This window comes from Marinobacter sp. GH_1 (assembly GCF_048595985.1).
GTDB classification, from domain to species: Bacteria; Pseudomonadota; Gammaproteobacteria; order Pseudomonadales; family Oleiphilaceae; genus Marinobacter; species Marinobacter shengliensis.
The window spans coordinates 832,594-854,767 of the sequence record NZ_CP184460.1; the positions used below are offsets into that span (position 1 = coordinate 832,594).

Genomic DNA, 22,174 nt, shown 5'->3' on the forward strand with positions numbered 1-22,174 from the left:
TTCCCATGAAAGACCTACCTATCGACAAGGGAACCCGCGTAAAACTCCACTTCGCCCTCAAATTTGAGGATGGCGAAACCGTGGACACCACCTTCGATAAAGAACCGGCCACCCTGGAAATCGGCGACGAAAACCTGCCGGAGAACTTCGAGGCCTACTTAATGGGCCTGAAAGCCGGCGACCACCAAACCTTCCAGGTGCCACCGGAAAAAGCCTTCGGCCAGCACAACCCCAGCAACGTACAGACCTTCAAACGCCACGAATTCAGCGCCGACATGGTGCTGGAGCCCGGCGTGGTGGTGTCTTTCGCCGACGCGCGCCAGCAGGAGCTGCCCGGTGTGATCAAACGGGTGGAAGGTGATCAGGTGGATGTGGACTTTAATCACCCGCTGGCAGGGCATACACTGAACTTTGAAGTGAAGATCATTGATGTGGAGCCGGCTGGGCCTACGCATTGATGGCCAAGGCGCGGCCCTGAACAGCTAACTCGAATATAGCGGGATGCGGGGAGGAGCTTTCAGGGACTGTCTGCAGCAGGAATGCTGCAGTCAAGCGTACACGGACGTATTCACAGCGTGTCCCTGAAAGCTCCTCCCCGCAGCACGCGGGCGACCAACTCCACCAGGCGGAAACTCCAAAGGCAAGATGATGCAAATCCGACTCGCTAACCCCCGTGGCTTCTGTGCCGGCGTAGACCGCGCCATAGAAATCGTAAACCGCGCCCTCGACGTATTCGGCGCCCCCATCTACGTACGCCACGAAGTCGTCCACAACAAATTCGTCGTCGACAACCTCCGCAACCGCGGGGCCATCTTTGTTGACGAACTGCACGAAGTGCCAGACGACAAACTGGTCATCTTCAGCGCCCACGGCGTGTCCCAGGCAGTACAGAACGAAGCCGCCCGCCGCGGCCTGAAAGTGTTCGACGCCACCTGTCCGCTGGTCACCAAAGTCCACATGGAAGTCATGCGCTACAGCCGCGACGGCCGCGAGTGCATCCTCATCGGCCACCACGGCCACCCGGAAGTAGAAGGTACTATGGGCCAGTACGACCACAGCAACGGCGGCGACATCTACCTGGTAGAAGACGAAGCCGACGTGCAAAAGCTGGAAGTGAAAGACCCCAGCCGCCTGGCCTACGTCACCCAAACCACCCTCTCCATGGACGACACCGCCCGAGTGATCGACGCCCTGCGCGCCAAATTCCCGGACATCGAAGGCCCCCGCAAGGACGACATCTGCTACGCCACCCAGAACCGCCAGGATGCCGTCAAGCAGTTGGCCGGAGACTGCGACCTGATGCTCGTTGTTGGTTCCCCCAACAGCTCCAACTCCAACCGCCTGCGGGAACTGGCCGAACGTATGGGCACCCCAGCCTACCTGATCGACGAAGCTGCCCAGATTGATCCGCAATGGCTGGAAGGCAAACAGGCCGTCGGTGTAACGGCAGGTGCCTCGGCACCGGAAGTGCTGGTGGCGGATGTGATTAGCCGGCTGAAGGAGCTGGGTGGGGAAGAGCCTCAGGAAGTGGCGGGCAGGGAGGAAAATATTGTGTTTTCCATGCCTAAGGAGTTGCGGATTGATGTGGTTGAGGTCAGTTGACCTCAATCACAGTTGAGCTACGTCACACTTTTTCCTAAAGCATCCCGCTTATCCCTGTGCAATAACCGTTTGTCATCTCAATACTGCACCCTTCAGTCCCCCTGCCTAGAATGAAATTGGGTTAATAATGGAGTAATCAATGTCACCGCTGATTCAACACCGGGGTTTTACGCTCATTGAGCTCCTCGTCACCTTAGCTGTGCTTGTCATTGTGACAACGGTTGCAGTGCCGAGTTTTCGTAATCTTGCTGAGAGTAATCGAATGACTGGTCTGGCCAACGAAATGGTCGCTGCCTTGAACCTGGCCCGCAGTGAAGCCGTGAAACGGGGAGCTCCTGTCTCTGTCTGCGCAGCAGCAAGTGGATGGGAGGGCGGCTGGTCAGTCCGAGAGGGGGCGGCCTGTACAGGAACCATCCTTCGGGTATGGGATGCGCCGGACGCCGGGCCGACTATGACAACAAAGCCAGCCAGTCTCAACAGGGTTACATTCGCGGCCCTGGGCAATAGAGCTAATGCGATCGAATGTATTCATCTTTCAGGCGCGAGCTCTTCAGATGACAGAGTGTTGTTGGTTGGGGCGTCTGGCGCTATCAGCGTGGCTCGGAGGGACGAATGTCCGACAACATAAAGTTTCAAGCCTCGGGTTATCTCCACGGTTCAAGGCCCGTGATGCAGAAAGGTTTCTCACTGATTGAAGTACTCATTACTGTGCTCATTCTGGCAATAGGCCTATTGGGGCTTGCGTCGCTGCAGGCGAACTCCTTAGTGGGTAATCAGCAGTCTTATATGCGCTCCCAGGCAACCAGTCTTGCCTACGATATGACAGACCGTCTGCGCGCGAACAAAAGGGCGGCTCTCGATGGGGACTATAACTCTTCATTCGGAGATGCTGTCACTTGTGGCGTGCCCCAGGGAGGAGGAACCGTTGCAGAGGATGATCTCGAATCCTGGCAAATTGCCTTGGCATGCGCCCTAACGGAGGGGCGTGGGGCCGTAGACGTCGACGGCGGGTCGGGCATTGCAACAATACGCGTGCGTTGGACCAATGGTCGCTCTGGCGGTACCGATACAGAAACGTTTGTCACGAGGACGGCATTGTGAGCATTTCAACCTTCGCACCGTCAAATCTGTCCAAGTCGAAGCAGGCTGGATTATCCCTCATAGAGCTAATGATTGCAGTATTGCTTGGGCTACTGCTTATTGCTGGTGTAATCAACATATTCCTGGGAACACAGCAAACCAATCGTACCCAGGAAGCACTAGCGCGAGTCCAGGAGACAGGCCGGTTTGCGGTAGAGATATTGAGCCGTCAGGCCCGAGAGGCCGGCATGAATGGCTGCCCGGCTGGTTCCGTGAACAATCTGCTTGATCCCAGTGGAACGGGTTACGATGCAGCCAGTATGGCTGGTTCCGAGCCTTTCTCTTTCATAGATCCGGATGATCTGGGCGGACATGTTAGAGGCCACGTTTTGACCATCAACGGAGCCCGTAGACTTGATTTGAATCTGGAGGCTTCAGGGAATGGATCCGCGGGAGGTGGTGGCCAGATTCCACCAATCAACTTGACCAGTAATAATGGTATCGCCAAAGGGACGATTATCACCGTGGTAGGTGCCGACGGGTATACCTGTGATCTTTTTCAAACAGGATCGGCACAGAATTCCAGCAATTTGCAGCGTTCGACCAACGATACTCCCGGCAATTTGAGCGTCTCCCAGGCTCGTGGTGTTTACTCCGCATTCTTCGGACCGATCGAAGTGTTTGAGATGGCGAGCTCCAGTTATTACATCCGAAATAATCCGGCAGGGATTCCCAGTCTCTATGTCTTGTCCCGAGGCGATCTGGATGAAGTCGTTGAGGGTGTGTACGACATGCGGTTGGAATATGGTATCGACAGCAACGGAAATGGTCGTGTTAACCAGTACGTTAATCATGAAAGTATGACTGCGAACCAATGGGAACAGGCAGCAACGATAAGGATTCATCTTCTTGCCTATAGCGGTGAAGAGGGCCAGATATTAGAAACCGCGCAAACGGGGTTGTTGTTCCGGGATTCACTATTTAATGCCCCTGATAACCGTCTTTATCAGGTATTCACCACCACGGTTGCTGTTAGAAATATGGTGCTATGATGGGTGCTTTCGATATTTTTGAGAAAAGTGAAAGTCAGAAAGGTTCAGCGCTAATCATTTCATTGCTGCTGCTGTTCATTTTAACAATTCTTGCCCTCGCTGGAGCCAGGAACTCTGTTCTGCAAGAGCGGATGACTGGAAATATGGTAGACCGGAACATGGCGTTCCAAGCTGCTGAGGCCGCAATGTCCGAGGGCGAGCGCGAACTTAGGGCCGGCGGATTCCGCAATGCAATATCGGAACGTGATAACCCTGGAAACCCTGATGCCTGGATTACGTTCTTCAACGACACCGGCAACGCAGGCTCTGTGTACGATTTCGATCTGAATATCTCATCGGATGATTATGATTACGAACTCTTCGCCAGCCCAAGGTTCGTTATCGAAGAACTGCCACAAGCCCCGAATCTGGTGGCTGACCAACCCCCCCTGCCAAGCCTGTTCCGAATTACCGTCATAGGCCAGGGTGGTACGGAAAACTCGATTGTTATCTTGCAGTCTGCGTCTCGACTTTGAGTCAACTCAACGGAGTGCTCACTATGAACAAATTTAAATTATCTGCCGGTGCCCGAAAGCTGGGCGTTATGTTCGCTAGCGCATTGATGGCATCGGTAACGCTTTCGTCAGCCACTGCTTATGCTGCCGTCGCCCAAAAACCTTTGTTTTTGACGGGGGAGGGGTTGCCTCCGAACGTTCTGCTTATTCCGGATACCTCTGAGAGTATGCAGGAGGGACTAATTGACGGCCGGGTGGCATTAGACTTTTCAAGCTGCACGCCGGGACAGATTACAAATCCCTCCGTGTGTGTAGCCGGTGCAGCAAACACGCAAAGTAAGGCAAGTATTGTTAAGCGCACTGGGTTGGCTTTGATAGACGATTATATGGACCAGATAAATCTGGGATTGCTGTCCTATCAACAAAGCCCCGCAAGCACTAGAAGGGAAGATTTTAATTCCGGGGGTACCGTCCGTTGGCGATTGGTGGAGCGCTTGTTGGATGTTCGCTATTCCAATAACGCCAATCCCAGTTGGTATGCACCCGGGACCGAGCAGGCCTGGAACTCAGATACAAAAACTAATCGTATACCGGACCCACGCGGAGGGAATCGATGGGTTTTCTTCAATACAGGGGTAGTTGGTTACGATTGGAATACCGCTGACGGCACGAATGGGCTGCCAACGAGTGACAGGGTTTTGTTTACCGAAGAGACCAATACTCGAGATACTGCGAATGACCCGCCCGAATGGTTCCGGCACACCTGGTCACAAATGACCAGTTCTGGTGGGTTGACGAACCTTGGCACGGTGGATATCTATATGACAGATATCCTGAGGCAGCGGGGCATTAGCTCTTGGGGGAGGAGTGTGCTTTTCCTTCCACTTAATCAGGTGGAGTGGAGAAGCACTACAGCGCCAGGTCTTGGCTATTTGCATGTTCCAATCGGCGGGCGAAATGCTGACGGCACTCTGGACTCAAACCATTGGGATCGTTTGCGCACCAAGCTGCAACCGCAGAGAGTGGATTGGAATGGATCCGGTAACCCCATGACGGATTCATCCTGGCCACTTGTCGCTGCAGGATTAACGCCGCTCGAGGGTACAATGCTGACCGCCCGCGATTACTTTTTGGGTGAACGTACGTACTTTAACAATGCTCAAGGAAGAGCGAATAGGGCCGCCATACCACAGAGTTGCGATGCTAATGCGGCTATTTGGATAACTGATGGTTTGCCGTCGGTAAGTTCTGATGGGACGCCTCTAGGACAGAATCCGGTGCAGGCTGTGAGACAGGCTGCAGACGCGGTTGCAACATTCCATGACGATACAGATATTCCTCTCTATGTGATTGGGTTTGCTATGCCGCCTGGCGTAGGCGGTTTGTTTGCAGGTCAAACTGACTTCCCAACTGGTAACCCGCTAGCCCGGATTTCTCATAGGTCCCCAGCAAGTCTCGCAGACTGTGCGGGTTACCGCCATTACCGCTCATTGGCGGCCGTGACTGATCAATAATCGATCAATTCCTGTTGTCCGGACACACGGCCCCCTTTCCCCCATTGAGTCGGGCCGGGGGAGCCCGGGCTTCTATCCCGGAACCAGTTGACGCACCAGGTCAGAGAGTTCGTCTTTGTAAGGATAGGCATCGCTCATCAACACCCGTATGCGCCGAGTGTTGCGAATGATGACCGCGCCCACCTTGATCAGCTTCAGCCGCAGGTTACTGGCGCTCATTCTCTCGAAGGGCGTCTTCTTCAAGTGGGCCCGTAATCGCTCGAACAGCGTGTAGGCAAAGCCCGACAGGAGCAACCGCCACTGATTGGTCCACCACCGCGTGCTGGAGGTGCGATCTGCGAACAGACACAACTGCTGATCCTTGATCCGGTTTTCCATGTCACCCCGGGCACAGTATTGCTCGTAGTAGAGTTTAACGCCGTCGTCGTAACGGGAACTGATAATGAACCTGGGGTTGGCACCCAGTTCGCCTTCCTCCAGACGCGCGATCACCCAGCGGGGGTGTTTCCAGGTTCGGGCCTGGTACTGGAACCGGTAGGTGGCGGAGACTTTTTCACCCAGTTCGTTGTGAGCCTTGCGAACCAGCATCGAGGGTACGTCTACCTCCTTGAGCAGCCGGCTGTTCTTGCTGATGCCGACCAGATAGTCCACGTTGTTCCGGTCGCACCAGCTCAGCAATCGGGGACGGTAAAAGCCGCTGTCACCCCGGAACACGATGCGGGTATCCGGCCAGTACTGCCGAATGAACTTCACCAGCAAGGCCAGAATGGCCCAGCTGTGGCGGCTGTCGCTTCGGTTGCTGGTGCGCAGGTAGCTCACCAGCAGATGGCGACCGCAGAACACGTACAGTGGGAAGTAACAATGGTGATCGTAGTAGGCGTTAAAGAACTTGCCGGGCTGGTCGCCATGCACCGGAACATCGGTGCCATCAAAATCCAGCACAATTTCCTTGGGTGGAGTCTCGTGCTGTTCAATGAAGTGATGCCACAGCAGTTCGTGGGCTTTGACCACCGCCTGCCGGTCCACGCGCTGTTCCATGCGGCACAAGGTCGATTTGCCCGCCAGAATGGCATCTTCACCGGTCGCGGTCTGAAGTGCCTGATCAGTGCGTAGCGCCTCGTGATCGTTCAGGTCTTCGTACCCGGCGGCCACGCCAAAGACCCGCTGCCGGATCATGGTCTGAAGCTTGTGGCGAACCAGTACCGGATTACGGGCATCGTTCAGAACCGTAGCCAGGCGCTGAGTGAGCTGGTGTTGTTTGTCGACTTCGCGAAGTAGGAGCAATCCGGCATCGGAGGTAATGTGGCCACCGGAGAAGTCGGCTTCAATTTGACGGCGAGAGAGTGGCGAGAAGGTCAGTTTTTCAGGTACCATTTTGGAAGCGGCTGTTGGTGCTTGGTGGATTGGTTAGGCTCTTGAAATCATAGCACTTTCAGCCGCTTTCTTTTATCCCGTCATGAGAAATCCGGGCTAGATCTTCTGGCTGAAAAGGGCGGTACTGGAAGCGCTTATGACGCTTCTTCAGAGGCAGAGCTTAAAAATATAATGGACGAAATATTCTCGCAGATCGTGCAGGAAGCGAGGGGAAGCGCTGCTTCAGCAGCAGCAAGTTCAACCAGTCTCCAGACAGATACAGCTATTTTTGTTGCGGGCTTCGACTCTCGTGACTGGACTGGTGAGCTAAAGGCTTACAGGGTTAATCGAAGAGAATCGGATGAAGATTCTTTGTTAGATGAATCTCCGGCTTGGAATGCCGAGGATAAATTACCAGCCCCATCAAGTCGGAATATACTGACATGGGTTCCGGATAGCTCCGCAACTGGATCTGTTGACTGGGCCAAGGGTGATACTAAGTCCTTTACAACTTCTGGGAGTGGCCTCAGTGCCGCTCAGATCTCCGTACTTTCTGCTGGTGGGATTGATGTAGATGATCTCGTTGGGTGGTTGCGCGGGGATCAATCCAACGAGGGAGCTGAGTCTGACGATCTTCGCCGGCGGACACGAGTGCTAGGTGACATCGTTAATTCCAGCCCGTTGTATATTCGAAACCAGAATTTTAACTATCAGTTATTCCCAGAGACTGAGGGCGGAGCCAAGTATAATGCGTTTCTGGATGCTAATCGCGCCAAAGCTCCTTTACTCGCCGTGGCTTCCAATAACGGCATGCTGCATGTGTTTGATGCCCGGTTGCCTTGTCGCTCTGGCGAAACTGCGGCTTCTGACGGTTGCTCCGCTGATGGTGGCAAAGAGGTATTCTCGTATGTTCCCAATGCGCTAATGTCTCGTCTCCCCAATCTTGCCAAGCAAAATTATGATCGAGAGTATTATTTTGACGGCTCTCCGCGCATTGGCCATGTCTATGATGGTACCAACTGGCGTCGAATCCTGGTTGCTAGTCTGGGTGCAGGCGGCAAGGCAGTTGTTGCTATCGACATAGATTCCCAGGAAGTTTTGTGGGAAATCGATGCATCTCATAACGATAATCTTGGTTATGTTCTGGGAGACCCTATTCTTGGCAAAGCCGCAAGCGGCGAATGGATAACGGTTATTCCCAACGGGTACGACAGCGTTAATAACCGGGCATCTTTGATTATTCTAAATACATTGACCGGTGAGGAGATCACCACCTGGACGCCGACAGGGTCCAACCCATCCGGTAACGCGATGTTTGAACCATTGCCGCTTGATGTAACTGGCGATCGAAGGATAGACCGGATTTACGCTGGTGATTTAGAGGGCAATCTCTGGCGCTATGATCTTGACCCCAAGGGCCCTGGTCAGTGGGGAGTGATCAATAAACTCAGGTCTGGAGGCAATGATGGTCCGCTGTTCAAAGCGGTGTCACCGGAAGGGCAAAAGCAGCCAATCACCGTGCGCCCCAATGCGGCAAGAGACTCTTCTGGCATTATTCATCTGGTCTTTGGCACAGGTAAGTATTTTGAAGTTGGTGATAATGCTGTAGCGAATGTTCCCACTCAGTCTCTCTACGGTATTCGCGATGAAGACGATACCGTTGCTCGGTCGGACTTGATCGAGCAGTCAATTATCTATGAGGGGACGGAGCACGGCTTTGATGTCCGGGTATCTACGGATCTTGTTGTTGGTAGTAATAGAAAAGGTTGGAGGCTTGATCTTATCTATGATGGCCAGAACAATGGCGAACGACTGGTGCAGAACCCGATTATCCGAGGCAGCAGAGCCGTATTTGCAACCTTGATACCTGAGCCAAATCCCAACCCTTGTGAACCGGGTGACGGCACTGGCTGGATTATGGAAATAGATGCTTTCAACGGTGCTCGCTTGAGCCAGTCACCGTGGGACCTCAGTGGCGACGGCTTCGGTGAAGAGAGCTTTGTTAATGTGCCTGGTCTGGGTCTGGTTCCAGCCAGCGGTATTCGTTCACCAGTTGGTATCCCAACGATTCCTGCAGTGGTTGAAGATCATCAGTTGAGTGATCGCGAATACAAGTTCGTGGTTGGCTCAACCGGTGACGTCTGGGAACTCCCTGATGAATCGCGGGATGGTGCTGGCCGTCAATTCTGGCGTCAGTTGCGGTAATCAAGTCAGGGCAAGGAGCGGCCAGCTATCAGGGTCGCTCTTTTATCATTTTCGAGGTATTAGGTTATGGTTTTAAAACGGCGTCACCATCAGGGATTCACCCTGATCGAGTTGATGATTGTGGTGGCGATTATCGGGATTATTGCTGCCATCGCTTACCCTTCTTATCAGCGATATGTGCTCAATTCATACCGAACAACGGCCGCGGGCTGCGTGATTGAACTGGCGCAGGCGATGGAGCGGCAGTTTACAGCGTCCATGAGTTATCCGGCAGCGTTACCTGTGCGGGGCTGCACAACAGAAAGCAATATGGATGATAGGTATTCATTTGCCCTGGATGGCGATAACTCCTCGACAACAACGTTCCGAATCACCGCAACACCTCAAGGCGCCCAGACTGCTGATGCGTGCGGAACGCTGGCCTTGAGTCATACCGGGCAGCGCGAGGCAGATGAAACAGGGTGTTGGTAAGCGTATAAATGGTTCAGGAGTACTGTTCATGAAAAAAATATTCATACTGGTTCTAATGCTGTTTTCCCCCCTTGCTTTAGCTAATGAGCGAGTTGTGGTGGTGGAAAACGCGGACTCCGTCGCTGTTACCAGAGTCGTTGTTGCTTCAGGTGAATACTTCCACTTTTCTCCCTCAGCAGTTGAGAGCAAAGATAAGCGTTATACGCTGTCTGATATAACTCCGGGTCGAAATCTGGTGATTGAAACTGAAGTTGGTCGCAACCAGCAAAAACAGATCGTTCAATGGCAGATGATCGAGTCGTTGTAAGCGTTCATTGTTTATTGGTTATTCATGAACAATGCGAGGCCTCCCGCTCCAGCTGACGATAATTTTGCTTCTGGAGCGCTCTATGTCTTCCCGGGCATTAAGGGTAACTTCAATCCGCCCAGGTGTCCCCTTGGTTTCTCCGGTACCCCGAAACTGAAAGAAGTTTTTGGTGGTCGGGAAAGCTAGTAACTTATTGTGCTTTGGTGCTGGGAGCATCTTTTTTAGGAATTCTTCGTTCGTGATCTCTTTCTGATTTAGGGGATCCAGAAATACTCCAAGGGGCTCATTCCAATTGTTGGTGCATTTGTTCTCGTGTATCGGACAAATCGTCACCAAGGCGTTGTGCGAAATCGCGGTATATCTCGCAAACTGAAGGGCTTGATAGAGTTCACGGACTTCGGATTGGTGTTTGCTTTTCTGTATCAAGCCAGAGAAGCTTGGATAAGCCATTGTGATAAGCGTTGTGAGTACGATTAGGCTGACAAGTAGTTCGAGCAGGGTAAACCCTGAGAAGCGAGCGTTCATGGTGCTTCCTTGCGTTTGTGTGAGAGACCGGATCCTTCCGATCATGTATTCGGCAAATGCTATAGTTCGATGCTGAGTAAATCTGTGAACCAGTTTGGCCTAGCTGGAATTACTCCATCCCCAATTTCTTCAACCGATACCTCAACGCCCGAAAACTGATCCCCAGCCTCTTGGCCGCCGCCGTCTTGTTCCACCGGGTTGCCTCCAGCGCCTTCTCAATCGCCTGCCGCTCGATGTTCTCCAGGAAGCCCTCCAGGTCTATCTCCCCCTCAGGCACAGGAGCCGGAGCCTCCGATGTGCCGGTGTCAGAGCTGCGCTCCGATACCGGGGTTCCGGGGATAGCACCACCACCCAGATGCAAATCAGCCGCATCAATCAAATCTTCATCACACAGCGTAAACGCCCGCTCCAGAATATTTTCCAGTTCCCGCACGTTGCCGGGGAAATCGTATCCCTGCAGGCGATCTATTGCGGCTGGCGTTAGTTTGGCCGGATCGCATTCGTACTCTCGGGCGATGCGCTGCAGAATATGGTCGGCCAGCAGGGAAATGTCTTCCGCCCGCTCGCGCAGAGGCGGTACCGCCAGTTCAATCACGTTAATACGGTAGAACAGATCCTGACGGAAACTGCCTTCCTGTACCAGTTCCGGCAGGTTTTTGTGGGTGGCGCTGAGTACGCGGATATCCACCGGCACTTCCTTGGTGTCGCCCACGGGTCGCACGGCTTTTTCCTGAATGGCGCGCAGCAGCTTTACCTGCATGGCCAGAGGCAGGTCGGCGACTTCGTCCAGGAACAGGGTGCCGCCGTTGGCGCTCCGGAACAGGCCCTCCTTGTTTTCGACCGCACCGGTAAAGCTGCCTTTCTTGTGGCCAAAGAACTCGCTTTCCATCAGTTCCGAAGGGATGGCGCCGCAGTTAACGGCAATAAAGGGGCCATCGGCCCTTGGCCCCTGCATGTGGATCATGCGGGCGACCAGCTCTTTACCACTGCCGGATTCGCCGCTGATAAACACCGGCGCCTGGCTGCGGGCCAGCTTACGGGTCTGGTTTCGCAGCTTGCGGATTTGTGGAGACTCACCGAGCAGAAGCCCCGGCTCGTCGGTTTCGGCAGTGTCGTGGTTTCTGGGTTCACTCAGCTTCAGGGCACTGTTCACCAGTTCCCTCAAGCGGGGCAGTTCCACGGGTTTTGAGACAAAGTCGAAAGCGCCGGCTTTCAGGGATTCGATAGCCGTGTCCATGTTGCCGTAAGCGGTGATCACGGCCACCGGCGTGCAGGGGGCGTGCTGCTGAATCCAGTGCACCAGGTCTATGCCATTGCCATCGGGCAGGTTCATGTCGGTGAGGCACAGCTGGGGCTTGTGTTGTTCAAGCAAGGCCCGGGCTGTAGTCAGGTCCGGTGCGGTGTAGGTGGTAATCCCCATGCGGGTGAGGGTGATTTCCAGCAAGTCCCGGATATCCGGTTCGTCGTCAACAATCAGCGCTGTTTGGTGTGTCATTATTTGTGTTCGGTTCCCTGTTGAATTTCAAACGCCCGCTGCCCCGCGCCCGGTTTAAATCATCCGCCCGGGATGCGCGAAGGTAATGCGAAAGCGACAGCCCGGCTGTTCATTCTCCACCAGCGACAAATGCGCCTGGTTGGCCTCGCAAAGTTCCCGGGCCAGGTACAGGCCAAGGCCGGTGCCGCTCTTGTCGGTGGTGAAAAAGGGCTCAAATACCGAGTGTCGGTGTTCCCGTGCAATGCCGGGGCCGAAATCCCGGACATCCACGTAAGCCCGCTCGCCATCGGCGGTGGCGCCAACCACTAATTGTATCCTGTTTTGGCCGGTCTGCTGTTTGCTGTAGCGCAAACCATTGTCACACAGATTCACCATGACCTGCTCAATCTGGCTCTTGTCAAAGCGAGCGGGCGGCACCGCGTCGTCTGCCAGTAACTCAATAATGGCTTTGGAGCCGTCGTCCCGGGTCTGTTGGAAGTCCTGGGTGAATTCGCTAAGCCAGTCCCTCACGTCCACTTGCTCTGAGTTGGCGGCCCTGCGCCGGGACAGGTCGAGCACGTTCTCAATAATGCCGTTCACCCGCTTCGAGTGTCGGCGAATGATATCCAGCATCTGTTTGTCGCCTTTGTCCAGGTTGGGCGACTCCTCCATCAGTTGTGCTGCGTGGCTGATGGCCCCGAGGGGGTTGCGGATCTCATGGGCGATGCCGGCGGTCAGGCGCCCTAGCGACGCCAGCTTCATTTGCTGGGCTTGCTGGGTGACTTTGCTCATATCCTCGATGAACACCAGAATCTGGTCACCCCGCTCCTGATCCAGTTGGGTAAAGTTGGCCTGTAGCAGGGGGGAGGTGGGCGACGCCTGAAACGGTTCGATGCGCATGTTGGGGTTTTTCAGCCAGGCCTCCAAACCTTTGCGCAACGGTTTGGGCAGTAATCGGTTGTGGTGCTCTGCGCTACTTTGGCTGGTGACCGACCCGAAAAGCAGCTCTTCCGCCGCTGCGTTAGCCAGTCGGACCTGGCCAAAACGGTCCAGTACCAGAATGCCCGTTCGCATGCGCTGGATGATCTGCTGGTTGATCTGCTCCAACTCCGCAATGCTTCGGGCCCTGCTGGTGGCCAGAGCCTCGCTGCGCATCATGCGCTTCGAGATGCCTTGCAAAACGAAGGCAGCGGCAAAATAGAGGATGCCCAGTGAGCCGGCGCGAACAATGTCGTCTGCAGATTCGTTGATCGCCAGCACCGCCCAGCTGGAGATGCCAAGGGAACAGATGGCTGCGAGCGCAGCGTAGAAAGTGCCCATGCGGCTGGGATTGAGGATGTTCCCAGCGGCAACGGAGACAATGACCAGATTGGCAAGGCCGTTGGTGATGCCGGTGCTGGCCAGCAACAGCCCATGCATTATCAGGATATCGATCAGAATAGACAGGGTAATGTGCCGCTGCCGTGGCTGCAGCCCGGCCAGCAGCATCAGGCCAACAAAGGCGTTGATGGCGAGATAAGACACCGCGCCTGCCTGGTAATAATCCAGCCAGCGAAATTTGGAATCGGTGGTGAATGGGTCCACAAACAGCAGGCCGACCAGCATCAGGCTGATCACCAGCCGGTAATGATTGTAGATACGGAACAGCCTCACCTGCTGATGGTGTGCTCGTGGCCCGAAAGGAGAGCGCGCGGCTGTGGCTGAAGATGCGTCGGTTACCATGGGTATGGTTATCTGCCTTTGGTCAGGAGAAATCCTTGTCTATGGAGGGTTATAATAGCCTTTTAACGGCAATAAGTTACAGGAGCCCTGATCATGACGGTAACCGGTACAACCACCGAAGACACTGCTGCGCCCCGTAAGCTACGGGTGGTGATGGCCCAGCTGGATTTTCTGGTGGGGGATATTCCTGGCAATACCGACTTGATCATTCAGGCCACCCGTGAGGCAGAGGAGCAGCATCAGGCCGATATCGTGCTGTTTCCGGAGCTTTGCCTGACAGGGTACCCGCCGGAAGACCTGTTGCTTCGGCCGAGCCTGGATTTGCGAGTGCAAGAAGCGCTTGAGCGTTTGAAGCAGGCGAATCTGGCCCCCGCCATGGTCATTGGTGCGCCTCTCCGCTCGGCGGGCTTGCTCTATAACGCGGCAGTGATCATCGACGCCGGGGAAATCCGGGGCCGGTATTTCAAACGCTGCCCACCAAACTACCAGGTGTTCGATGAGAAGCGCTACTTTGCCGAAGGTTCGCAGACCCTGGTGGTCGACATCAAAGGAGTTCCGGTGGGTATCACCGTGTGTGAAGACCTCTGGAAAGATGGCCCCCTGGAAGATGCGGCGGCCGCTGGCGCCCAGTTGGTCCTGAACCTGAACGCGTCTCCCTACGACATCGACAAGCAGGCCCGCCGCAAGGCGTTGCTGGAGCGAAAAGCCACGGAAAATCGTGTCAGTATCGTTTATGTCAACCTGGTGGGTGGGCAGGACGAATTGGTGTTTGATGGTGGCTCGATGGTTTATGACCACTCGGGTACTTTGAAAGTCGAAATTCCCCAGTTCTCCAGTGGCCTGTTCCCGGTGGATTTTCTGTGTGAACATCACTGCCAGCCGGTGTCTCAGCCACTGCCTCCGGAGCCGTCACTGGAAGCGAATGTTTATAACGCGCTAGTCACCGGTGTTCGGGACTACGTTAATAAAAACGGTTTCAAGTCTGTGGTACTTGGCCTGTCCGGCGGCATTGATTCCGCGGTGACTCTGGCCGTGGCGGCGGATGCCCTGGGCAAGGAGCGGGTGCGGGCGGTGATGATGCCATTCCGTTATACGTCAAGCGCCAGCCTGGAAGACGCGGAAGCTCAGGCGAGGGCTATGGGCGTTCAGTACGATGTGTTCTCCATTGAGCCCATGTACGACACCTTTATGGCGACCCTGGCCAAACCCTTTGAGGGCACGCGCCCGGACACCACGGAAGAAAACCTCCAGGCTCGCCTGCGCGGCGTGTTGTTGATGTCCCTGTCCAACAAGTTTGGCTCTCTGGTACTGACCACCGGTAACAAGAGCGAGATGGCAGTGGGTTATTCCACGCTCTATGGCGACATGGCCGGTGGTTTCGATGTGCTCAAGGATGTGCCGAAAACCCTGGTGTTCCGTCTGGCCTGGTATCGAAACAGCTTGTCACCGGTCATCCCCGAACGAGTGATTACCCGCCCGCCGTCGGCCGAACTGGCGCCAGACCAGAAAGACGAAGACAGCCTGCCCGGCTACGACATTCTTGACCAGATTCTGCATTTTTACGTGGAGCGGGATTACAGTGCCGAGGCGATTGTCGCGGAGGGGTTTGCCCGTGCGGATGTAGAGCGGGTGGTGCGCCTGGTGGATATCAATGAGTATAAGCGGCGCCAGGCGCCGATTGGCGTGCGTATTACCGAGCGGGGTTTCGGTAAGGATCGTCGCTATCCGATCACCAATGGATGGAAGCTTGGTTTCTGATTGCTTCCCCTTGAAAGAAATAAGGGCCGGTGGCGAATGCTCCCGGCCCTTTTGACATCTGGATGGTTATTCGTCGCCAATCAGGCCAAAGGTGACCACATTGGTGAGCGAACGATTCTGGCGGCGCAGGCGGTCAGACTGGAATTCGCCGTTCTCATCAAACGCCTCGCTGTTGGGAAAGTTGGTGCGCAGGGTGGCTATGGCGTCGCTGGCGCCTTTTTTCAGGTCCATTAACCGGAAGGTATCGGCCAGTAGAATCAAAGCTTCTTCCACGGACGGTGAAGACGGGTAATTCTCGACAACATAGCGGGCCCGGTTGTTTGCCGCGATGTATGCCTCACGCTTGATGTAATAGCGGGCAGCGTGCAGTTCCAGTTCCGCCATCCGGTTGCGCACAGCGATCATACGTTGGCGGGCATCCGGGGCGTATTCGCTGTCCGGGTAGCGGTTCAGAAGCTGAGAAAAATCCCGGAAGGCCTGCAGTTGCTCGCCAGGGTTTCGGGCGGCAACATCAATGGCGAAGTATCGCGCCGCCAGACCGATATCGAGATTATAGGAAGCAAGGCCACGCATGTAGAGGGCGTAGTCCAGGTGCTCGCTCTGCGGATTCAACCGCATGAAACGATCCGCTGCTGCCCGGGACCCCTCAAGATCAAGATTCTGGTAACGGGCGTAGATCAGGTCCAACTGGGCCTGCTCGGCATAGCGGCCGAACGGGTAGTAGGTTTCCAGGGCATCCAGGTTCTGCTCGGCTTCATTGAAGTTGCCGGAGTTCATCGCCTTTCGGGCATTATCGTAATAGGTCTTCTCCGGCAGCACTTCCACGTCCTTCTTGGAAGCGCAGCCAGTGGCCAGCGCTATCATTGTGGAAAGTAGCAGTAATCGGACAACTGATCTCATGCCGGAATCCCGTATAATGGTCACAACTTGAATGAATTTCGCATTGTAGCAAAAAGAGGCTGAATGTCTTCCAATAACCGGATTACCGGACATTACATAGTACCCCCGCAGCTTAGCGACAAGCGCCTGGACCAGGCCGCCGCCGAGTTGATGCCCGAGCATTCCCGCTCGCGCCTGCAGTCCTGGATCAAAAGCGGCGCCTTGACCGTTAACGGCACCGTTCGCAAGCCCAGAGACAAGGTGATGCTGGATGACGTTCTCGACCTGGACGCTGAACCGGAAGTACAGGTGACTTGGGAAGCTGAGCCCATCAGTCTGGACATTGTCTATGAAGACGAGCATCTGCTGGTGATCAACAAGCCGGCCGGCCTTGTGGTACATCCTGCCGCCGGCCACGCCGATGGTACCCTGGTCAACGCCCTGTTGAACCACGCGCCAGAGGTAGAAAACTTGCCCCGGGCTGGTATTGTGCACCGGCTGGATAAAGACACCTCTGGTATCATGGTGGTGGCGCGCAGCCTGATTGCCCACACCTCCCTGGTGGACCAGCTGCAAACCCGCACCATGGGGCGGGAGTACGAAGCGGTCGTAGTCGGCTCATTGACCGGCGGCGCCACTGTAGACGCGCCCATCGGCCGGCACCCCCAGGATCGCAAGCGCATGGCGGTGGTTCCCTCCGGCAAACCGGCAGTTACCCATTACCGTTTGCTGGAACGTTTCGCCGCCCACACCCACATCCAGTGCAAACTGGAAAGCGGCCGAACCCACCAGATCCGCGTGCACATGACCCACGTGCGCCACCCTCTGGTGGGTGACCCTGCCTACGGCGGTCGCCTGCGCCTGCCCAAAGGCACCACGGAAGAGCTTCGCCAGGCCCTGGCAGCATTCAATCGCCAGGCCTTGCATGCCAGAAGGTTGACCCTGGAACACCCGGAAACCGGCGAAACCCTGAGCTGGGAAGTACCACTGCCGGAAGACATGGTCCAACTTATCGAAGCCCTGCGCAAACACGCCCGGGAGCTGGAAAACAGTGATTTCTGATAACAACACCCTAACCCCGAGCTGGCGCGCGCCAGCTCATGTGCGGGCCCTGTGCACAACCCGAAAAGGTGGCTTAAGCCTGCCGCCCTGGGAAGCCCTGAACCTGGGCGGTCACGTTAACGACAACCCGGATCACGTGGCTGAAAACCGCAACCGCCTGGCCGCCTTCACCGGTCTGGATGCCACCAACATCGGCTGGCTCAACCAGGTTCATGGCACCGGTGTGCTAGAACTCACGCCAGACAACGTAGATTCAATACCCGAAGCCGATGCCAGCTACACCCGCCACCCCGGCATCGCCTGCGCCATACTCACCGCCGACTGCCTGCCCGTCATCCTGACAGACACCGACGGCGCCATCATAGGCGCAGCCCACGCCGGCTGGCGCAGCCTGTGCGGGGGCGTACTCGAAAACCTGATCACTGCCATGGCGGTACCCCCGTCCAACCTCCAGGCCTGGCTCGGCCCCGCCATAGGCCCCGACAGCTTCGAAGTCGGCCCCGAAGTCCGGCAGGCCTTCCTCGACCACAACCCCGAAGCCGATCAGGCATTCACCCCCTCAAAACAACGGCCCGGCCACTACCTGGCTAACATCTACCAACTCGCAAGTCAGCGTTTGAAAGCAGCCGGCGTTACGTCCATCTCAGGCGGCAGTTTGTGCACCGTCAACGACAGCGACTGGTTCTTCTCGTATCGAAGAGACGGTGAAACCGGAAGAATGGCGACGTTGATCTGGATGAAATCATAATCAAACCCAAGACGTCTCGGGCGAAAAACTCCGAAGCATCGGGCTGGGGCAGGGAGCGCTTTCCAGAACTGTCTGCAGCAGGGATGCTGCAGTCAAGCCTACAGGGAAGTATTTACGGCGTGTTCTGGAAAGCGCTCCCTGTTCCAGCCCCGACGACGTAATAGCATGCCCGTAACGAACCAAACTCCACGCCAAGACTGACCGCCGTCAAATTTCTGACGAAATAGCCCCAAGCCAACTTGAAGTCCCCCAGGTTGCCCCTACATTAACTGTCAAAGCAACACGAATACCCTTCACCAACCACCAACTGGTATTCGCACAAAATTCGGGGAAACGAACACATGAGAATCGACAAACTCACCAGCAAACTGCAAAGCGCCCTGGCCGATGCCCAGTCCATTGCCGTCGGCAAAGACCACAACTTCATCGAGCCCGTCCACTTGATGCAGGCCCTGCTCGACCAGCAGGGTGGCTCGATCAAACCCCTCCTTCAGCAGGTAAGTGTAGAGCCCGGCCGCGTGCGCCAGGCCATCGCCAAAGAAATCGAAAACCTGCCGGAAGTGCAGGGCAACGCCGGCGACGTGTCCATGTCAAACGACATGGGCCGGCTGTTCAACATGGCCGACAAACTGGCCCAGAAGCGCGGCGACCAGTTCATTTCCAGTGAGCTGATTCTGCTGGCGGCCGTCGAAGACCGCGGCTCCCTTGGCCGTGTGCTGAGAGAACAGGGCGTGGACAAGGCTGCCCTGGAAAAAGCCATTGATGCCGTGCGCGGCGGCGAAACCGTCAACGACGCCAGTGCCGAAGAAAATCGTCAGGCGTTGTCCAAATACACCATCGACCTCACCGAGCGCGCCGAAGCCGGCAAACTGGACCCGGTCATCGGCCGCGATGACGAAATCCGCCGCACCATCCAGGTACTCCAGCGCCGCCGCAAGAACAACCCCGTGCTGATTGGTGAGCCGGGTGTGGGTAAAACGGCCATCGTTGAAGGCCTGGCCCAACGCATCGTCAACGGTGAAGTGCCGGACGGCCTCAAGGATAAAAAGGTGCTGTCTCTGGACATGGGTTCACTCATCGCCGGCGCCAAGTTCCGCGGTGAGTTCGAGGAGCGCCTGAAAGCCGTGCTTAACGAACTGTCCAAACAGGAAGGTCAGATCATCCTGTTCATCGATGAGATCCATACCATGGTCGGCGCCGGCAAAGCCGAAGGCTCCATGGACGCCGGCAACATGCTCAAGCCCGCGCTGGCACGGGGAGAGTTGCACTGCGTAGGTGCCACCACCCTGAACGAATACCGGGAAAACATCGAGAAAGACGCAGCGCTCGAGCGCCGTTTCCAGAAAGTACTGGTGACCGAGCCCAGTGAGGAAGACACCATTGCGATTCTTCGTGGCCTGAAAGAGCGTTACGAAGTTCACCACGGTGTGGAAGTGACCGATGGCGCGATCATCGCCGCCGCGAAACTGTCCCACCGTTACATCACCGATCGCCAGCTGCCGGACAAGGCCATTGACCTGGTGGATGAAGCAGCCAGCCAGATTCGCATGGAAATGGATTCCAAACCCGAGGCGTTGGATCGTCTGGAGCGGCGCCTGATTCAGCTCAAGATCGAACGTGAGGCCCTGAAGAAAGAAACCGATGCGGCCTCCAAAAAACGGTTGGAAGAGTTGTCCTCGGTGATCGGCAATGTCGAACGTGAATACGCCGATCTGGAAGAAGTCTGGAATACCGAGAAAGCGGCACTCCACGGCTCCCAGAAGATCAAGAGCCAGCTGGAGCAGGCCCGGATTGACCTGGAAAACGCCCGCCGCGCGGGTGACCTCGGCAAAATGTCCGAGCTTCAGTATGGCACCATCCCGGAACTGGAGCGCCAGCTGGATATGGCCAGCCAGGCTGAAATGATGGAAATGAAGTTGCTGCGCAACCGGGTAACCGACGAGGAAATTGCCGAAATTGTCTCCAAGTGGACCGGCATTCCGGTATCGAAGATGCTTGAGGGCGAGCGGGATAAACTGATGCGGATGGAAGACGCCCTCCATGACCGGGTGATCGGCCAGCATGAAGCGGTCGAGGCGGTCTCCAATGCGGTGCGTAGGTCCCGGGCCGGGTTGTCTGATCCCAACCGGCCGAATGGCTCGTTCCTGTTCCTCGGGCCGACCGGTGTGGGCAAGACCGAGCTGTGTAAGGCCCTGGCATCGTTCCTGTTTGATACCGAAGAGGCCATGGTGCGGATCGATATGTCCGAGTTCATGGAGAAGCACTCCGTCGCTCGTCTGATCGGTGCGCCTCCCGGTTACGTGGGCTACGAAGAGGGTGGATACTTGACCGAGGCGGTGCGCCGCCGGCCGTATTCGGTGCTGCTGCTGGATGAGGTCGAAAAGGCCCATCCTGATGTGTTCAATATCCTGCTGCAGGTGCTGGATGATGGTCGCCTGACCGACGGCCAGGGCCGTACGGTCGACTTCCGGAATACCGTGATCGTGATGACCTCCAACCTGGGATCCCACATCATTCAGGAAAAGGCGGGTGAGGAAAACTACGACGCCATGAAGGCGGCAGTCATGGAGGAGGTTGGAACGCACTTCCGCCCTGAGTTCATCAACCGGGTAGACGAAGTGGTGGTGTTCCATCCGCTGGCGGAAAGCCAGATTCAAGGTATTGCCCGTATCCAGATCGAGAATCTGGCGCGGCGATTGAAAGATCAGGATATGAAGCTTGAACTGGACGATGCGGTTATGCAACTGCTGGCGGAAGTGGGCTACGACCCGGTCTACGGTGCACGTCCTCTCAAGCGGGCGATTCAGCGGATGATTGAAAACCCGCTGGCGCAGAAGCTACTGCAGGGCGGCTTTGTGCCCGGCGACACTATTCGTGCCGCTGTAGAGAACGACCAGTTGGTGTTCTCGAAGGCCTGACAAAGCCGGGCGTCAGCCAATAAAAAAGGCCGGGCAACCAAACGTGGTTGCCCGGCCTTTTTTGTGGTGAGAAAACTAGCGTTGGGCCGGTGCAGAGCCTTCCGGCCCGCAGTTTTCTTCCATAATCTCCCGGAATCGGCGACGTTGCTCTTCAATTTCGTCCGGCGCCAGATAGCGCATCTCGCCGTTCTCCTCAACCCGGATTCGCGCGTTGCTGTTCAGCACGTCCAGGTTTGACCGGGCGGTGGCACAATTGGCTTCCCGCTGCTTGCGGCGCGCTTCCTCAACAGCGGTCTCCTGACGGCGCTGTTCCTGGGAGCGCTGCTGCTCCTGCAGTTCTCCCAGCTGTTCCTGGGCACTCTGGCGCTGGCCTGACTGGCTTCTGCTGGTCGTGCCGGAGCGGACATTCACCTGCTCCGAGTTCGCGCCCGTTGGCTGGCGGTCGCCAAAGTGGGTTACGCCGTTCTCATCTGTCCATTTATACACTGAAGCGCCGGCCACAAGGCCCGGTGTCATCGCCATCAGAAGTGTCAGCATCAGGATTTTTCGATTCATGTCTCTGCCCGTTTCTTGTCTACTGCCTGGGGATATCATGCCACCGAAACGATGGATTTTCCCTTGCCTGGTTCAAATCTCTTGCACGTTATATCCGGTCAGTATGGCAGAGTGTAGAGGAAAATGGTCGCAATTAAGCCACAGCGCCTATTGACAGTGAGTTTCCCGCTGTCAGAATTACCGATTGCCTGAAGACTGGGGTCAATACGGCAGGCAATCCCGAGCGAGTATCCCCCGTTAATCACCACACTGAGTTCGCCACGCGCTGGCGGGCGCTGGTTGTTGCTTACGTGCAACCCGTTGATTGGTCGTTCTCCGCAACCCTCAGGAGGGCGGCTGGCCAGGAGACAACCTCTTTTTCATGGTGTGGAGGAGTGCCGGTTCCGCTTTCAAAAGAAGCAGGGAAACCGAAAATCCAGGCAACCGGGGCGAAACCCGGCTCATTCACTCGTAGA

General features: G+C 56.0%; 20 protein-coding genes. 14 read left to right on the forward strand and 6 right to left on the reverse strand.

Going from position 1 to position 22,174, the window contains the following annotated elements:
* Window positions 1-5: 5 nt before the first annotated feature.
* The 7 genes from fkpB to ACNSOI_RS03880 all read left to right on the forward strand — a co-directional run bounded on the left by fkpB (window position 6) and on the right by ACNSOI_RS03880 (window position 5,742).
* The gene (gene fkpB, locus ACNSOI_RS03850) at window positions 6-458 is read left to right on the forward strand and encodes an FKBP-type peptidyl-prolyl cis-trans isomerase (protein WP_420195177.1); all 453 of its coding nucleotides are present in this window, start codon (window positions 6-8) and stop codon (window positions 456-458) included.
* Between the two features lie 190 nt (window positions 459-648).
* The gene (gene ispH / locus ACNSOI_RS03855; protein WP_420195702.1) at window positions 649-1,602 is read left to right on the forward strand and encodes a 4-hydroxy-3-methylbut-2-enyl diphosphate reductase; all 954 of its coding nucleotides are present in this window, start codon (window positions 649-651) and stop codon (window positions 1,600-1,602) included.
* Between the two features lie 139 nt (window positions 1,603-1,741).
* The gene (locus ACNSOI_RS03860) at window positions 1,742-2,230 is read left to right on the forward strand and encodes a GspH/FimT family pseudopilin (RefSeq protein WP_413639200.1); all 489 of its coding nucleotides are present in this window, start codon (window positions 1,742-1,744) and stop codon (window positions 2,228-2,230) included.
* Window positions 2,215-2,703: a type IV pilus modification protein PilV gene (pilV, locus tag ACNSOI_RS03865; protein ID WP_319634765.1), complete on the forward strand. Its 489-nt coding sequence runs from the start codon at window positions 2,215-2,217 to the stop codon at window positions 2,701-2,703. The genes ACNSOI_RS03860 and pilV overlap by 16 nt, the downstream gene beginning before the upstream one ends.
* Complete coding sequence (locus tag ACNSOI_RS03870) at window positions 2,700-3,734, forward strand: PilW family protein (protein WP_420195178.1); 1,035 nt, start codon at window positions 2,700-2,702, stop codon at window positions 3,732-3,734. The genes pilV and ACNSOI_RS03870 overlap by 4 nt, the downstream gene beginning before the upstream one ends.
* The gene (locus ACNSOI_RS03875) at window positions 3,731-4,249 is read left to right on the forward strand and encodes a pilus assembly PilX family protein (RefSeq protein WP_083557625.1); all 519 of its coding nucleotides are present in this window, start codon (window positions 3,731-3,733) and stop codon (window positions 4,247-4,249) included. The genes ACNSOI_RS03870 and ACNSOI_RS03875 overlap by 4 nt, the downstream gene beginning before the upstream one ends.
* A gap of 23 nt (window positions 4,250-4,272) precedes the next feature.
* Complete coding sequence (locus ACNSOI_RS03880) at window positions 4,273-5,742, forward strand: hypothetical protein (protein WP_420195179.1); 1,470 nt, start codon at window positions 4,273-4,275, stop codon at window positions 5,740-5,742.
* Window positions 5,743-5,814: 72 nt separating this feature from the next.
* On the opposite strand, the gene ACNSOI_RS03885 is transcribed toward ACNSOI_RS03880, so the two are convergent.
* Window positions 5,815-7,116, reverse strand: coding sequence for an IS1380 family transposase (locus tag ACNSOI_RS03885; protein ID WP_420194073.1), 1,302 nt, complete (start codon window positions 7,114-7,116; stop codon window positions 5,815-5,817).
* A 171-nt stretch (window positions 7,117-7,287) separates the two neighbouring features.
* Here ACNSOI_RS03885 and ACNSOI_RS03890 point away from each other — a divergent pair, with 171 nt between their 5' ends.
* From ACNSOI_RS03890 to ACNSOI_RS03900, 3 genes are all read left to right on the forward strand, one after another.
* Window positions 7,288-9,300 carry a pilus assembly protein gene (locus ACNSOI_RS03890; RefSeq protein WP_420195180.1) on the forward strand — a complete coding sequence of 671 codons (2,013 nt, stop codon included), beginning with the start codon at window positions 7,288-7,290 and terminating at the stop codon, window positions 9,298-9,300.
* A gap of 66 nt (window positions 9,301-9,366) precedes the next feature.
* A complete protein-coding gene (locus ACNSOI_RS03895) occupies window positions 9,367-9,771 on the forward strand; it encodes a type IV pilin protein (protein WP_319634761.1) in 405 nt (134 codons plus the stop codon).
* A 28-nt stretch (window positions 9,772-9,799) separates the two neighbouring features.
* Window positions 9,800-10,078: a hypothetical protein gene (locus ACNSOI_RS03900; RefSeq protein WP_319634760.1), complete on the forward strand. Its 279-nt coding sequence runs from the start codon at window positions 9,800-9,802 to the stop codon at window positions 10,076-10,078.
* An 18-nt stretch (window positions 10,079-10,096) separates the two neighbouring features.
* Here ACNSOI_RS03900 and ACNSOI_RS03905 read toward each other — a convergent pair whose 3' ends face one another.
* The 3 genes from ACNSOI_RS03905 to ACNSOI_RS03915 all read right to left on the reverse strand — a co-directional run bounded on the left by ACNSOI_RS03905 (window position 10,097) and on the right by ACNSOI_RS03915 (window position 13,799).
* Window positions 10,097-10,603 (reverse strand): GspH/FimT family pseudopilin, encoded by a 507-nt coding sequence (locus tag ACNSOI_RS03905; protein WP_420195181.1) that lies wholly within the window; start codon window positions 10,601-10,603, stop codon window positions 10,097-10,099.
* 109 nt (window positions 10,604-10,712) lie between these two features.
* A complete protein-coding gene (locus tag ACNSOI_RS03910; protein ID WP_420195182.1) occupies window positions 10,713-12,098 on the reverse strand; it encodes a sigma-54-dependent transcriptional regulator in 1,386 nt (461 codons plus the stop codon).
* A gap of 54 nt (window positions 12,099-12,152) precedes the next feature.
* Window positions 12,153-13,799, reverse strand: a complete 1,647-nt coding sequence (locus tag ACNSOI_RS03915) for a sensor histidine kinase (protein ID WP_420195183.1) — start codon at window positions 13,797-13,799, stop codon at window positions 12,153-12,155.
* Between the two features lie 93 nt (window positions 13,800-13,892).
* On the opposite strand from ACNSOI_RS03915, the gene ACNSOI_RS03920 reads away from it, so the two are divergent.
* Window positions 13,893-15,557, forward strand: a complete 1,665-nt coding sequence (locus ACNSOI_RS03920) for an NAD+ synthase (protein ID WP_420195184.1) — start codon at window positions 13,893-13,895, stop codon at window positions 15,555-15,557.
* A gap of 66 nt (window positions 15,558-15,623) precedes the next feature.
* On the opposite strand, the gene ACNSOI_RS03925 is transcribed toward ACNSOI_RS03920, so the two are convergent.
* Window positions 15,624-16,457 (reverse strand): outer membrane protein assembly factor BamD, encoded by an 834-nt coding sequence (locus tag ACNSOI_RS03925; RefSeq protein ID WP_106693210.1) that lies wholly within the window; start codon window positions 16,455-16,457, stop codon window positions 15,624-15,626.
* Window positions 16,458-16,520: 63 nt separating this feature from the next.
* On the opposite strand from ACNSOI_RS03925, the gene rluD reads away from it, so the two are divergent.
* The 3 genes from rluD to clpB all read left to right on the forward strand — a co-directional run bounded on the left by rluD (window position 16,521) and on the right by clpB (window position 21,164).
* The gene (rluD, locus tag ACNSOI_RS03930) at window positions 16,521-17,498 is read left to right on the forward strand and encodes a 23S rRNA pseudouridine(1911/1915/1917) synthase RluD (RefSeq protein ID WP_420195185.1); all 978 of its coding nucleotides are present in this window, start codon (window positions 16,521-16,523) and stop codon (window positions 17,496-17,498) included.
* Complete coding sequence (pgeF, locus tag ACNSOI_RS03935) at window positions 17,488-18,246, forward strand: peptidoglycan editing factor PgeF (RefSeq protein ID WP_420195186.1); 759 nt, start codon at window positions 17,488-17,490, stop codon at window positions 18,244-18,246. The genes rluD and pgeF overlap by 11 nt, the downstream gene beginning before the upstream one ends.
* A gap of 341 nt (window positions 18,247-18,587) precedes the next feature.
* Window positions 18,588-21,164 (forward strand): ATP-dependent chaperone ClpB, encoded by a 2,577-nt coding sequence (clpB, locus tag ACNSOI_RS03940; protein ID WP_106693212.1) that lies wholly within the window; start codon window positions 18,588-18,590, stop codon window positions 21,162-21,164.
* Window positions 21,165-21,239: 75 nt separating this feature from the next.
* Here clpB and ACNSOI_RS03945 read toward each other — a convergent pair whose 3' ends face one another.
* Window positions 21,240-21,719, reverse strand: coding sequence for a DUF4124 domain-containing protein (locus tag ACNSOI_RS03945; protein WP_061332346.1), 480 nt, complete (start codon window positions 21,717-21,719; stop codon window positions 21,240-21,242).
* Window positions 21,720-22,174 lie beyond the last annotated feature (455 nt).

Excerpts from the sequence above, each read along its gene's own strand:
- fkpB (WP_420195177.1), top strand. The coding sequence starts at position 6 with ATGAAAGACCTACCTATCGACAAGGGAACCCGCGTAAAACTCCACTTC.
- ispH (WP_420195702.1), top strand. The coding sequence starts at position 649 with ATGCAAATCCGACTCGCTAACCCCCGTGGCTTCTGTGCCGGCGTAGAC.
- ACNSOI_RS03860 (WP_413639200.1), top strand. The coding sequence starts at position 1,742 with ATGTCACCGCTGATTCAACACCGGGGTTTTACGCTCATTGAGCTCCTC.
- pilV (WP_319634765.1), top strand. The coding sequence starts at position 2,215 with ATGTCCGACAACATAAAGTTTCAAGCCTCGGGTTATCTCCACGGTTCA.
- ACNSOI_RS03875 (WP_083557625.1), top strand. The coding sequence starts at position 3,731 with ATGATGGGTGCTTTCGATATTTTTGAGAAAAGTGAAAGTCAGAAAGGT.
- ACNSOI_RS03880 (WP_420195179.1), top strand. The coding sequence starts at position 4,273 with ATGAACAAATTTAAATTATCTGCCGGTGCCCGAAAGCTGGGCGTTATG.
- ACNSOI_RS03885 (WP_420194073.1), bottom strand. The coding sequence starts at position 7,116 with ATGGTACCTGAAAAACTGACCTTCTCGCCACTCTCTCGCCGTCAAATT.
- ACNSOI_RS03890 (WP_420195180.1), top strand. The coding sequence starts at position 7,288 with ATGGACGAAATATTCTCGCAGATCGTGCAGGAAGCGAGGGGAAGCGCT.
- ACNSOI_RS03895 (WP_319634761.1), top strand. The coding sequence starts at position 9,367 with ATGGTTTTAAAACGGCGTCACCATCAGGGATTCACCCTGATCGAGTTG.
- ACNSOI_RS03900 (WP_319634760.1), top strand. The coding sequence starts at position 9,800 with ATGAAAAAAATATTCATACTGGTTCTAATGCTGTTTTCCCCCCTTGCT.
- ACNSOI_RS03905 (WP_420195181.1), bottom strand. The coding sequence starts at position 10,603 with ATGAACGCTCGCTTCTCAGGGTTTACCCTGCTCGAACTACTTGTCAGC.
- ACNSOI_RS03910 (WP_420195182.1), bottom strand. The coding sequence starts at position 12,098 with ATGACACACCAAACAGCGCTGATTGTTGACGACGAACCGGATATCCGG.
- ACNSOI_RS03915 (WP_420195183.1), bottom strand. The coding sequence starts at position 13,799 with ATGGTAACCGACGCATCTTCAGCCACAGCCGCGCGCTCTCCTTTCGGG.
- ACNSOI_RS03920 (WP_420195184.1), top strand. The coding sequence starts at position 13,893 with ATGACGGTAACCGGTACAACCACCGAAGACACTGCTGCGCCCCGTAAG.
- ACNSOI_RS03925 (WP_106693210.1), bottom strand. The coding sequence starts at position 16,457 with ATGAGATCAGTTGTCCGATTACTGCTACTTTCCACAATGATAGCGCTG.
- rluD (WP_420195185.1), top strand. The coding sequence starts at position 16,521 with ATGTCTTCCAATAACCGGATTACCGGACATTACATAGTACCCCCGCAG.
- clpB (WP_106693212.1), top strand. The coding sequence starts at position 18,588 with ATGAGAATCGACAAACTCACCAGCAAACTGCAAAGCGCCCTGGCCGAT.
- ACNSOI_RS03945 (WP_061332346.1), bottom strand. The coding sequence starts at position 21,719 with ATGAATCGAAAAATCCTGATGCTGACACTTCTGATGGCGATGACACCG.